General features: G+C 52.3%; 1 protein-coding gene, 4 tRNA genes and 5 rRNA genes. 9 read left to right on the forward strand and 1 reads right to left on the reverse strand.

Annotation, left to right across the window (positions count from 1 at the left end; translation table 11 throughout):
- Window positions 1–8 precede the first annotated feature (8 nt).
- Entirely contained in the window at window positions 9–1,916 is a 1,908-nt protein-coding gene (locus B9Z34_RS06695) for an ATP-binding cassette domain-containing protein (RefSeq protein WP_108427372.1), read from the reverse strand.
- A gap of 452 nt (window positions 1,917–2,368) precedes the next feature.
- On the opposite strand from B9Z34_RS06695, the gene B9Z34_RS06700 reads away from it, so the two are divergent.
- The 9 genes from B9Z34_RS06700 (at window position 2,369) to B9Z34_RS06740 (ending at window position 13,251) form a co-directional block, all read left to right on the forward strand.
- Window positions 2,369–3,899, forward strand: a 16S ribosomal RNA gene (locus tag B9Z34_RS06700).
- A gap of 98 nt (window positions 3,900–3,997) precedes the next feature.
- Window positions 3,998–4,074: transfer RNA gene (locus B9Z34_RS06705), tRNA-Ile, on the forward strand.
- Window positions 4,075–4,120: 46 nt separating this feature from the next.
- Window positions 4,121–4,196 (forward strand) — tRNA-Ala (locus B9Z34_RS06710).
- Window positions 4,197–4,632: 436 nt separating this feature from the next.
- A 23S ribosomal RNA gene (locus tag B9Z34_RS06715) occupies window positions 4,633–7,509 on the forward strand.
- 160 nt (window positions 7,510–7,669) lie between these two features.
- Window positions 7,670–7,782 (forward strand): 5S ribosomal RNA (rrf, locus tag B9Z34_RS06720).
- Between the two features lie 328 nt (window positions 7,783–8,110).
- Window positions 8,111–9,641 (forward strand): 16S ribosomal RNA (locus B9Z34_RS06725).
- A 98-nt stretch (window positions 9,642–9,739) separates the two neighbouring features.
- Window positions 9,740–9,816, forward strand: a tRNA-Ile gene (locus B9Z34_RS06730).
- A gap of 46 nt (window positions 9,817–9,862) precedes the next feature.
- A tRNA-Ala gene (locus B9Z34_RS06735) sits at window positions 9,863–9,938 on the forward strand.
- Window positions 9,939–10,374: 436 nt separating this feature from the next.
- Window positions 10,375–13,251: ribosomal RNA gene (locus B9Z34_RS06740) — 23S ribosomal RNA — on the forward strand.
- Together the 16S, 23S and 5S rRNA genes with 4 tRNA genes alongside form the textbook arrangement of a ribosomal RNA operon.
- Window positions 13,252–13,253 lie beyond the last annotated feature (2 nt).

A 13,253-nucleotide genomic window follows, 5' to 3' on the forward strand; every position in this document is an offset into this window, starting at 1 on the left:
GCGTGCCTTCAGCGGGCCGACAGCACTTCCCAACGTTCCATGGCCGCCAACAGCACCTCGTCAATCTCGGCATCGCGCTTGAACAGTTGCTGTGCCAAGCCCGGGTCACGTTGGTAAATGCTGCCGTCCGCCAGTTGTGCGCGGGCCTTCGCCTGTTCTTTTTCCAGCGCTTCGATTTTGGCGGGTAACTCGGCCAGTTCGCGTTGTTCTTTGTAACTGAGTTTGCTGCGGGCAGCTGCTGCGGGTGGGGCAGCCGTTGTGACAGGAGTGACGGCAACCACGGGTGTCGAGCCACTGCGTTGCGCGGCCTGTGCCCGAATGGCCTGTGCGCGTTGCGATTGCACCAGCCAGTCTTGCACCGAGCCTTCGTACTCGCGCCACAGGCCCGGTTGGTCGGGGGCGCTTTCGCAGGCGATGATGCCGGTGACCACGTTGTCCATGAAGGCCCGGTCGTGGCTGACCAGGAACACGGTGCCTTCATACGTCTGCAGTAGCTCTTCCAGCAATTCCAGGGTTTCGATGTCCAGGTCGTTGGTCGGTTCGTCCAGCACCAGCACGTTGGCCGGGCGTGCAAACAAACGCGCCAGCAGCAAGCGGTTGCGCTCGCCACCTGACAAGGAGCGCACGGGCGATGTCCCGCGTGCGGGTGAGAACAAAAAGTCGCCCAGGTAGCTCTTGACATGCTGGCGCTTGTTACCGATCTCGATCCATTCGCTGCCGGGGCTGATGAAGTCTTCCAGCGTGGCGTCCAGGTCCAGCGCATCGCGCATCTGGTCAAAGTAGGCCACTTCCAGCTTGGTGCCACGACGCACTTCGCCGCTGTCGGCTTCGAGTTCACCCAGAATCAGTTTGAGCAGCGTGGTCTTGCCCGCGCCGTTGGGGCCCAGCAGGCCGATCTTGTCGCCGCGCAACAAGGTGCCGGTGAACTTGTGGATGATGGTGCGCACCGAGCCATCGGGCTGGGTGAAACTCTTGCTCACATCCGTCAACTCGGCCACCAGTTTGCCGCTGGGCACACCCGAGGCGACTTCCATTTTCACGTTGCCCACTTTTTCACGACGGGCGGCGCGTTCACTGCGCAGGTTTTGCAGGCGGGTGATGCGGCTTTGGCTGCGGGTGCGGCGTGCTTCCACCCCTTTGCGAATCCAGATCTCTTCCTGGGCCAGCAGTTTGTCGGCCTTGGCCTGGATCACGGCTTCTTGGGCGAGTTGCTCTTCTTTTTGAATTTGGTAGGCGGCATAGTTGCCGGGGTAAGGGCGCAACTTGCCCCGGTCCAGCTCGACGATGCGCGTGGCGATGCGGTCCAAGAAGGCACGGTCATGGGTGATGGCGATCACGCTGCCCTTGAAGTCAATCAGCAGATCCTCCAGCCAGGTGATGGCGTTCAGGTCCAGGTGGTTAGTGGGCTCGTCTAATAAAAGCACATCAGGACGGGTCACCAAGGCCTGCGCCAGAGCCACGCGCTTGCGCATGCCCCCCGACAGCGATTGCACAACGGCGTTGGGGTCCAGCTTCAGGCGTTGCAGGGTTTCGTCCAGGCGTTGTTCCCAGCCCCAACCGTCACGTGACTCGATCAGCCCCTGCAGGGTGTCCAGATCCCCCCGGCTATGGGTGTAATCGTCGATCCATTGCATCACCTCGGCCAATCCCTCGCGAACCGACTCAAAAATGGTGTGTTCGGGGACCAGAACAGGTTCTTGTGCGACGTAGGCGATGCGAACACCCTGTTGCACGTGCAGTGTGCCGTCATCTGGGCGTTCCATGCCCGCCAAAATTTTGAGCAGGGACGATTTGCCCGTGCCGTTGCGACCAATCAAGCCGATGCGCTCCGATGTCTCCAGGGAGAAGTCTGCGTGATCGAGGAGTGCAACATGGCCAAAGGCCAGAGAAGCGTTCAAGAGGGTGAGTAAAGCCATGGGCCCATTATCCGGGCGGTGCTTGCAAAAAATGCCCAGCGGCACCAAAAAACTCACCGCAGACGAAAAAGCTGTGTCATAATCGAGGGCTTCGCTGCACACAACTGGTGCCTTCAAATGAAGAGCAGCAAGTGCAGCGAAGAGGTTGATGAGGTGATCTGGTCAAGCGCCAGAAAATTTTCAAAAACTTGACGCAGCGCCAAAAACTGTGTCATAATTCAAGGCTTCGCTGATCGCGGCGAGGCAAGCAAAGCGGCTCTGAGCTGCTTGGGTTCTTTAAAAATATACAGCCGATAAGCGTGGGCGTTTGATGGTGATTGCCAAGTTCTTCGGAACTTAGCTTTAATTAGCTAACAAACGCTCATGAAGTAAAAAAGATGTGGATATCAGAGATGATGTTCGCGTCGATTCCAATTTATGAGTTGCTCGAAAGAGCAAAAAAAATCAAGATCGAACTATAGAGTTTGATCCTGGCTCAGATTGAACGCTGGCGGAATGCTTTACACATGCAAGTCGAACGGTAGAGGGGGCAACCCCTCGAGAGTGGCGAACGGGTGAGTAATATATCGGAACGTGCCCAGTCGTGGGGGATAACGTAGCGAAAGTTACGCTAATACCGCATACGATCTACGGATGAAAGCGGGGGATCGCAAGACCTCGCGCGATTGGAGCGGCCGATATCAGATTAGGTAGTTGGTGGGGTAAAGGCTCACCAAGCCAACGATCTGTAGCTGGTCTGAGAGGACGACCAGCCACACTGGAACTGAGACACGGTCCAGACTCCTACGGGAGGCAGCAGTGGGGAATTTTGGACAATGGACGCAAGTCTGATCCAGCCATTCCGCGTGCAGGATGAAGGCCCTCGGGTTGTAAACTGCTTTTGTACGGAACGAAAAGGTCTCTCCTAATACGAGGGGCTCATGACGGTACCGTAAGAATAAGCACCGGCTAACTACGTGCCAGCAGCCGCGGTAATACGTAGGGTGCAAGCGTTAATCGGAATTACTGGGCGTAAAGCGTGCGCAGGCGGTTATGTAAGACAGAGGTGAAATCCCCGGGCTCAACCTGGGAACGGCCTTTGTGACTGCATAGCTAGAGTACGGTAGAGGGGGATGGAATTCCGCGTGTAGCAGTGAAATGCGTAGATATGCGGAGGAACACCGATGGCGAAGGCAATCCCCTGGACCTGTACTGACGCTCATGCACGAAAGCGTGGGGAGCAAACAGGATTAGATACCCTGGTAGTCCACGCCCTAAACGATGTCAACTGGTTGTTGGGTCTTCACTGACTCAGTAACGAAGCTAACGCGTGAAGTTGACCGCCTGGGGAGTACGGCCGCAAGGTTGAAACTCAAAGGAATTGACGGGGACCCGCACAAGCGGTGGATGATGTGGTTTAATTCGATGCAACGCGAAAAACCTTACCCACCTTTGACATGTACGGAAGTCGCTAGAGATAGCTTCGTGCTCGAAAGAGAACCGTAACACAGGTGCTGCATGGCTGTCGTCAGCTCGTGTCGTGAGATGTTGGGTTAAGTCCCGCAACGAGCGCAACCCTTGTCATTAGTTGCTACATTCAGTTGGGCACTCTAATGAGACTGCCGGTGACAAACCGGAGGAAGGTGGGGATGACGTCAAGTCCTCATGGCCCTTATAGGTGGGGCTACACACGTCATACAATGGCTGGTACAAAGGGTTGCCAACCCGCGAGGGGGAGCTAATCCCATAAAACCAGTCGTAGTCCGGATCGCAGTCTGCAACTCGACTGCGTGAAGTCGGAATCGCTAGTAATCGTGGATCAGAATGTCACGGTGAATACGTTCCCGGGTCTTGTACACACCGCCCGTCACACCATGGGAGCGGGTCTCGCCAGAAGTAGTTAGCCTAACCGCAAGGAGGGCGATTACCACGGCGGGGTTCGTGACTGGGGTGAAGTCGTAACAAGGTAGCCGTATCGGAAGGTGCGGCTGGATCACCTCCTTTCTGGAAACTGCAATCTAAATTGAACGCTCACACTTATCGGTTGTTGGAAGGTTGTCGCTGACGGCTTGGGCTTTGCTTGGGTTATTGGTGACCGGCTTGGGTCTGTAGCTCAGTTGGTTAGAGCACTGTGTTGATAACGCAGGGGTCGTTGGTTCGAGACCAACCAGACCCACCAATCCTTCTGAGGACAAGCGCTGCAAGGCGCAAGAGGGTAAGACACCGGGGGATTAGCTCAGCTGGGAGAGCACCTGCTTTGCAAGCAGGGGGTCGTCGGTTCGATCCCGTCATCCTCCACCATCACTTATCGAATGTCTGGGGTCTGTATGGATCTCGCAGATTGTTCATTCAAAACAAAAGCTGCTTTGCAAGAAGTTTGTAAAGGCTGTTTTTGTGTTGATTGATATTGATCGATTGACAAGTGTCGCAAGACACACGGCTGTTCTTTAAAAATTCATAGAGTCGAATCAGAGTTGCCAGGGGAAACCGCACATTCGTAAAGGTTTAGTGCGGACCGTGCCCCTGGTGACAATTTTTTGATTGCGTCAAAACGAATATTCAACGGTGCCGAAAGGCAGTTGAAATTCAGTAATGACGAATTGTTCTTTTAATGTTGGATAGAAATATCCGGTGTTGAAGGGATATTCACATTACGGCATAACGCGTCAGGTGAAAGACCTGACAGACAGTCCTTGAAATAACGATGGGTTCTCGACAAGAGAGTTCAAAGTTATAGGGTCAAGTGACTAAGAGCATGTGGTGGATGCCTTGGCAATGATAGGCGACGAAAGACGTGAAAGCCTGCGATAAGCTTCGGGGAGCTGGCAAATAAGCTTTGATCCGGAGATTTCTGAATGGGGAAACCCACCCTTCGGGGTATCGCATGATGAATACATAGTCATGCGAGGCGAACCGGGTGAACTGAAACATCTCAGTAGCTCGAGGAAAAGACATCAACCGAGATTCCGAAAGTAGTGGCGAGCGAAATCGGAAGAGCCTGTTAGTGATAGCGCAATTGTTAGCAAAGCGGCATGGAAAGGCCGACCATAGAGGGTGATAGTCCCGTATGCGAAAACAAATGTGTGGTACTGAGCTAACGACAAGTAGGGCGGGACACGAGAAATCCTGTCTGAATATGGGGGGACCATCCTCCAAGGCTAAATACTCATCATTGACCGATAGTGAACAAGTACCGTGAGGGAAAGGCGAAAAGAACCCCGGGAGGGGAGTGAAATAGATCCTGAAACCGCATGCTTACAAAAAGTAGGAGCCCGCAAGGGTGACTGCGTACCTTTTGTATAATGGGTCAGCGACTTACATTCAGTGGCAAGGTTAACCGAATAGGGAAGCCGTAGAGAAATCGAGTCCGAATAGGGCGATCAGTCGCTGGGTGTAGACCCGAAACCAAGTGATCTATCCATGGGCAGGATGAAGGTGCCGTAACAGGTACTGGAGGTCCGAACCGACTAATGTTGCAAAATTAGCGGATGACCTGTGGATAGGGGTGAAAGGCTAAACAAACTTGGAAATAGCTGGTTCTCTCCGAAAACTATTTAGGTAGTGCCTCAAGTATTACCTGCGGGGGTAGAGCACTGTTTTGGCTAGGGGGTCATGGCGACTTACCAAACCAAGGCAAACTCCGAATACCGCAGAGTACAGCTTGGGAGACAGAGCACCGGGTGCTAACGTCCGGACTCAAGAGGGAAACAACCCAGACCGCCAGCTAAGGTCCCTAAAATTGGCTAAGTGGGAAACGAAGTGGGAAGGCTAAAACAGTCAGGATGTTGGCTTAGAAGCAGCCATCATTTAAAGAAAGCGTAATAGCTCACTGATCGAGTCGTCCTGCGCGGAAGATGTAACGGGGCTAAGCCAGTTACCGAAGCTGCGGATTTGCAATTTATTGCAAGTGGTAGGAGAGCGTTCTGTAGGCCTGTGAAGGTGTGTTGTAAAGCATGCTGGAGGTATCAGAAGTGCGAATGCTGACATGAGTAGCGTTAAAGGGGGTGAAAAGCCCCCTCGCCGTAAGCGCAAGGTTTTCTACGCAACGTTCATCGGCGTAGAGTGAGTCGGCCCCTAAGGCGAGGCAGAGATGCGTAGCTGATGGGAAACAGGTCAATATTCCTGTACCGATGACAAGTGCGATGTGGGGACGGAGAAGGTTAGCTCAGCCAACTGTTGGATATGTTGGTTCAAGCCTGTAGTCGTGCTCGGTAGGCAAATCCGCCGGGCTTAGATGAGGGGTGATAACGAGGGTGCTTGCACCTGAAGTGAGTGATACCCTGCTTCCAGGAAAAGCCACTAAGCTTCAGCTTGTCATTGACCGTACCGCAAACCGACACTGGTGCGCGAGATGAGTATTCTAAGGCGCTTGAGAGAACTCAGGAGAAGGAACTCGGCAAATTGATACCGTAACTTCGGGAGAAGGTATGCCCCAAGTAGGTGAACTCGAACAGAGGGAGCCCAACGGGGTTGCAAAAAATCGGTGGCTGCGACTGTTTAATAAAAACACAGCACTCTGCAAACACGAAAGTGGACGTATAGGGTGTGACGCCTGCCCGGTGCTGGAAGATTAAATGATGGGGTGCAAGCTCTTGATTGAAGTCCCAGTAAACGGCGGCCGTAACTATAACGGTCCTAAGGTAGCGAAATTCCTTGTCGGGTAAGTTCCGACCTGCACGAATGGCGTAACGATGGCCACACTGTCTCCTCCTGAGACTCAGCGAAGTTGAAATGTTTGTGATGATGCAATCTCCCCGCGGAAAGACGGAAAGACCCCATGAACCTTTACTGTAGCTTTGTATTGGACTTTGAACAGATCTGTGTAGGATAGGTGGGAGGCTTTGAAGTGAGGACGCTAGTTCTCATGGAGCCGACGTTGAAATACCACCCTGGTGTGTTTGAGGTTCTAACCTAGGTCCATTATCTGGATCGGGGACAGTGCATGGTAGGCAGTTTGACTGGGGCGGTCTCCTCCCAAAGCGTAACGGAGGAGTTCGAAGGTACGCTAGTTACGGTCGGACATCGTGATAATAGTGCAATGGCATAAGCGTGCTTAACTGCGAGACTGACAAGTCGAGCAGATACGAAAGTAGGACATAGTGATCCGGTGGTTCTGTATGGAAGGGCCATCGCTCAACGGATAAAAGGTACTCTGGGGATAACAGGCTGATACCGCCCAAGAGTTCATATCGACGGCGGTGTTTGGCACCTCGATGTCGGCTCATCTCATCCTGGGGCTGTAGCCGGTCCCAAGGGTATGGCTGTTCGCCATTTAAAGAGGTACGTGAGCTGGGTTTAAAACGTCGTGAGACAGTTTGGTCCCTATCTTCCGTGGGCGCTGCAGATTTGAGGAAGCCTGCTCCTAGTACGAGAGGACCGGAGTGGACACACCTCTGGTGTATCGGTTGTCACGCCAGTGGCATTGCCGAGTAGCTAAGTGTGGAAGAGATAACCGCTGAAAGCATCTAAGCGGGAAACTCGTTTCAAGATGAGATCTGCCGGGGCCTTGAGCCCCCTAAAGAGTCGTTCAAGACCAGGACGTTGATAGGTCGGGTGTGGAAGCGCAGTAATGCGTTAAGCTAACCGATACTAATTGCTCGTGCGGCTTGACCCTATAACTTTGATCACACATCGAAGGGTGTGCATTGGTCAAGGCTGTTATGCCAAGTTGACGCATTCAAAAAAGGCTGAAAGGCCGGGCTGAAAAGTCCAAATCTGATTCGAAACTCTATGAATTCGTTGTCTTGACGTGGTCAAGATGACAACAAGTTATGCCTGATGACCATAGCAAGTTGGTCCCACTCCTTCCCATCTCGAACAGGACAGTGAAACGACTTAGCGCCGATGATAGTGCGGATTCCCGTGTGAAAGTAGGACATCGTCAGGCTTCTAACAGCCCAAAACGCCTCACCGTCCGGTGGGGCGTTTTCTTTAGAAGACATTCAAATTCTTCTAAAGAAAGCGCAAAAGCGTGATACAATAGAAGGCTTCGCTGATCGCGGCGAGGCAAGCAAAGCGGCTCTGAGCTGCTTGGGTTCTTTAAAAATATACAGCCGATAAGCGTGGGCGTTTGATGGTGATTGCCAAGTTCTTCGGAACTTAGCTTTAATTAGCTAACAAACGCTCATGAAGTAAAAAAGATGTGGATATCAGAGATGATGTTCGCGTCGATTCCAATTTATGAGTTGCTCGAAAGAGCAAAAAAAATCAAGATCGAACTATAGAGTTTGATCCTGGCTCAGATTGAACGCTGGCGGAATGCTTTACACATGCAAGTCGAACGGTAGAGGGGGCAACCCCTCGAGAGTGGCGAACGGGTGAGTAATATATCGGAACGTGCCCAGTCGTGGGGGATAACGTAGCGAAAGTTACGCTAATACCGCATACGATCTACGGATGAAAGCGGGGGATCGCAAGACCTCGCGCGATTGGAGCGGCCGATATCAGATTAGGTAGTTGGTGGGGTAAAGGCTCACCAAGCCAACGATCTGTAGCTGGTCTGAGAGGACGACCAGCCACACTGGAACTGAGACACGGTCCAGACTCCTACGGGAGGCAGCAGTGGGGAATTTTGGACAATGGACGCAAGTCTGATCCAGCCATTCCGCGTGCAGGATGAAGGCCCTCGGGTTGTAAACTGCTTTTGTACGGAACGAAAAGGTCTCTCCTAATACGAGGGGCTCATGACGGTACCGTAAGAATAAGCACCGGCTAACTACGTGCCAGCAGCCGCGGTAATACGTAGGGTGCAAGCGTTAATCGGAATTACTGGGCGTAAAGCGTGCGCAGGCGGTTATGTAAGACAGAGGTGAAATCCCCGGGCTCAACCTGGGAACGGCCTTTGTGACTGCATAGCTAGAGTACGGTAGAGGGGGATGGAATTCCGCGTGTAGCAGTGAAATGCGTAGATATGCGGAGGAACACCGATGGCGAAGGCAATCCCCTGGACCTGTACTGACGCTCATGCACGAAAGCGTGGGGAGCAAACAGGATTAGATACCCTGGTAGTCCACGCCCTAAACGATGTCAACTGGTTGTTGGGTCTTCACTGACTCAGTAACGAAGCTAACGCGTGAAGTTGACCGCCTGGGGAGTACGGCCGCAAGGTTGAAACTCAAAGGAATTGACGGGGACCCGCACAAGCGGTGGATGATGTGGTTTAATTCGATGCAACGCGAAAAACCTTACCCACCTTTGACATGTACGGAAGTCGCTAGAGATAGCTTCGTGCTCGAAAGAGAACCGTAACACAGGTGCTGCATGGCTGTCGTCAGCTCGTGTCGTGAGATGTTGGGTTAAGTCCCGCAACGAGCGCAACCCTTGTCATTAGTTGCTACATTCAGTTGGGCACTCTAATGAGACTGCCGGTGACAAACCGGAGGAAGGTGGGGATGACGTCAAGTCCTCATGGCCCTTATAGGTGGGGCTACACACGTCATACAATGGCTGGTACAAAGGGTTGCCAACCCGCGAGGGGGAGCTAATCCCATAAAACCAGTCGTAGTCCGGATCGCAGTCTGCAACTCGACTGCGTGAAGTCGGAATCGCTAGTAATCGTGGATCAGAATGTCACGGTGAATACGTTCCCGGGTCTTGTACACACCGCCCGTCACACCATGGGAGCGGGTCTCGCCAGAAGTAGTTAGCCTAACCGCAAGGAGGGCGATTACCACGGCGGGGTTCGTGACTGGGGTGAAGTCGTAACAAGGTAGCCGTATCGGAAGGTGCGGCTGGATCACCTCCTTTCTGGAAACTGCAATCTAAATTGAACGCTCACACTTATCGGTTGTTGGAAGGTTGTCGCTGACGGCTTGGGCTTTGCTTGGGTTATTGGTGACCGGCTTGGGTCTGTAGCTCAGTTGGTTAGAGCACTGTGTTGATAACGCAGGGGTCGTTGGTTCGAGACCAACCAGACCCACCAATCCTTCTGAGGACAAGCGCTGCAAGGCGCAAGAGGGTAAGACACCGGGGGATTAGCTCAGCTGGGAGAGCACCTGCTTTGCAAGCAGGGGGTCGTCGGTTCGATCCCGTCATCCTCCACCATCACTTATCGAATGTCTGGGGTCTGTATGGATCTCGCAGATTGTTCATTCAAAACAAAAGCTGCTTTGCAAGAAGTTTGTAAAGGCTGTTTTTGTGTTGATTGATATTGATCGATTGACAAGTGTCGCAAGACACACGGCTGTTCTTTAAAAATTCATAGAGTCGAATCAGAGTTGCCAGGGGAAACCGCACATTCGTAAAGGTTTAGTGCGGACCGTGCCCCTGGTGACAATTTTTTGATTGCGTCAAAACGAATATTCAACGGTGCCGAAAGGCAGTTGAAATTCAGTAATGACGAATTGTTCTTTTAATGTTGGATAGAAATATCCGGTGTTGAAGGGATATTCACATTACGGCATAACGCGTCAGGTGAAAGACCTGACAGACAGTCCTTGAAATAACGATGGGTTCTCGACAAGAGAGTTCAAAGTTATAGGGTCAAGTGACTAAGAGCATGTGGTGGATGCCTTGGCAATGATAGGCGACGAAAGACGTGAAAGCCTGCGATAAGCTTCGGGGAGCTGGCAAATAAGCTTTGATCCGGAGATTTCTGAATGGGGAAACCCACCCTTCGGGGTATCGCATGATGAATACATAGTCATGCGAGGCGAACCGGGTGAACTGAAACATCTCAGTAGCTCGAGGAAAAGACATCAACCGAGATTCCGAAAGTAGTGGCGAGCGAAATCGGAAGAGCCTGTTAGTGATAGCGCAATTGTTAGCAAAGCGGCATGGAAAGGCCGACCATAGAGGGTGATAGTCCCGTATGCGAAAACAAATGTGTGGTACTGAGCTAACGACAAGTAGGGCGGGACACGAGAAATCCTGTCTGAATATGGGGGGACCATCCTCCAAGGCTAAATACTCATCATTGACCGATAGTGAACAAGTACCGTGAGGGAAAGGCGAAAAGAACCCCGGGAGGGGAGTGAAATAGATCCTGAAACCGCATGCTTACAAAAAGTAGGAGCCCGCAAGGGTGACTGCGTACCTTTTGTATAATGGGTCAGCGACTTACATTCAGTGGCAAGGTTAACCGAATAGGGAAGCCGTAGAGAAATCGAGTCCGAATAGGGCGATCAGTCGCTGGGTGTAGACCCGAAACCAAGTGATCTATCCATGGGCAGGATGAAGGTGCCGTAACAGGTACTGGAGGTCCGAACCGACTAATGTTGCAAAATTAGCGGATGACCTGTGGATAGGGGTGAAAGGCTAAACAAACTTGGAAATAGCTGGTTCTCTCCGAAAACTATTTAGGTAGTGCCTCAAGTATTACCTGCGGGGGTAGAGCACTGTTTTGGCTAGGGGGTCATGGCGACTTACCAAACCAAGGCAAACTCCGAATACCGCAGAGTACAGCTTGGGAGACAGAGCACCGGGTGCTAACGTCCGGACTCAAGAGGGAAACAACCCAGACCGCCAGCTAAGGTCCCTAAAATTGGCTAAGTGGGAAACGAAGTGGGAAGGCTAAAACAGTCAGGATGTTGGCTTAGAAGCAGCCATCATTTAAAGAAAGCGTAATAGCTCACTGATCGAGTCGTCCTGCGCGGAAGATGTAACGGGGCTAAGCCAGTTACCGAAGCTGCGGATTTGCAATTTATTGCAAGTGGTAGGAGAGCGTTCTGTAGGCCTGTGAAGGTGTGTTGTAAAGCATGCTGGAGGTATCAGAAGTGCGAATGCTGACATGAGTAGCGTTAAAGGGGGTGAAAAGCCCCCTCGCCGTAAGCGCAAGGTTTTCTACGCAACGTTCATCGGCGTAGAGTGAGTCGGCCCCTAAGGCGAGGCAGAGATGCGTAGCTGATGGGAAACAGGTCAATATTCCTGTACCGATGACAAGTGCGATGTGGGGACGGAGAAGGTTAGCTCAGCCAACTGTTGGATATGTTGGTTCAAGCCTGTAGTCGTGCTCGGTAGGCAAATCCGCCGGGCTTAGATGAGGGGTGATAACGAGGGTGCTTGCACCTGAAGTGAGTGATACCCTGCTTCCAGGAAAAGCCACTAAGCTTCAGCTTGTCATTGACCGTACCGCAAACCGACACTGGTGCGCGAGATGAGTATTCTAAGGCGCTTGAGAGAACTCAGGAGAAGGAACTCGGCAAATTGATACCGTAACTTCGGGAGAAGGTATGCCCCAAGTAGGTGAACTCGAACAGAGGGAGCCCAACGGGGTTGCAAAAAATCGGTGGCTGCGACTGTTTAATAAAAACACAGCACTCTGCAAACACGAAAGTGGACGTATAGGGTGTGACGCCTGCCCGGTGCTGGAAGATTAAATGATGGGGTGCAAGCTCTTGATTGAAGTCCCAGTAAACGGCGGCCGTAACTATAACGGTCCTAAGGTAGCGAAATTCCTTGTCGGGTAAGTTCCGACCTGCACGAATGGCGTAACGATGGCCACACTGTCTCCTCCTGAGACTCAGCGAAGTTGAAATGTTTGTGATGATGCAATCTCCCCGCGGAAAGACGGAAAGACCCCATGAACCTTTACTGTAGCTTTGTATTGGACTTTGAACAGATCTGTGTAGGATAGGTGGGAGGCTTTGAAGTGAGGACGCTAGTTCTCATGGAGCCGACGTTGAAATACCACCCTGGTGTGTTTGAGGTTCTAACCTAGGTCCATTATCTGGATCGGGGACAGTGCATGGTAGGCAGTTTGACTGGGGCGGTCTCCTCCCAAAGCGTAACGGAGGAGTTCGAAGGTACGCTAGTTACGGTCGGACATCGTGATAATAGTGCAATGGCATAAGCGTGCTTAACTGCGAGACTGACAAGTCGAGCAGATACGAAAGTAGGACATAGTGATCCGGTGGTTCTGTATGGAAGGGCCATCGCTCAACGGATAAAAGGTACTCTGGGGATAACAGGCTGATACCGCCCAAGAGTTCATATCGACGGCGGTGTTTGGCACCTCGATGTCGGCTCATCTCATCCTGGGGCTGTAGCCGGTCCCAAGGGTATGGCTGTTCGCCATTTAAAGAGGTACGTGAGCTGGGTTTAAAACGTCGTGAGACAGTTTGGTCCCTATCTTCCGTGGGCGCTGCAGATTTGAGGAAGCCTGCTCCTAGTACGAGAGGACCGGAGTGGACACACCTCTGGTGTATCGGTTGTCACGCCAGTGGCATTGCCGAGTAGCTAAGTGTGGAAGAGATAACCGCTGAAAGCATCTAAGCGGGAAACTCGTTTCAAGATGAGATCTGCCGGGGCCTTGAGCCCCCTAAAGAGTCGTTCAAGACCAGGACGTTGATAGGTCGGGTGTGGAAGCGCAGTAATGCGTTAAGCTAACCGATACTAATTGCTCGTGCGGCTTGACCCTAT

The sequence above is a fragment of the Limnohabitans sp. Hippo3 genome (assembly GCF_003063665.1).
In the GTDB taxonomy this organism is placed as follows: Bacteria; Pseudomonadota; Gammaproteobacteria; order Burkholderiales; family Burkholderiaceae_C; genus Limnohabitans_A.

Coding starts and splice junctions, on each gene's coding strand:
- B9Z34_RS06695 (WP_108427372.1), bottom strand. CDS start 1,916: ATGGCTTTACTCACCCTCTTGAACGCTTCTCTGGCCTTTGGCCATGTT.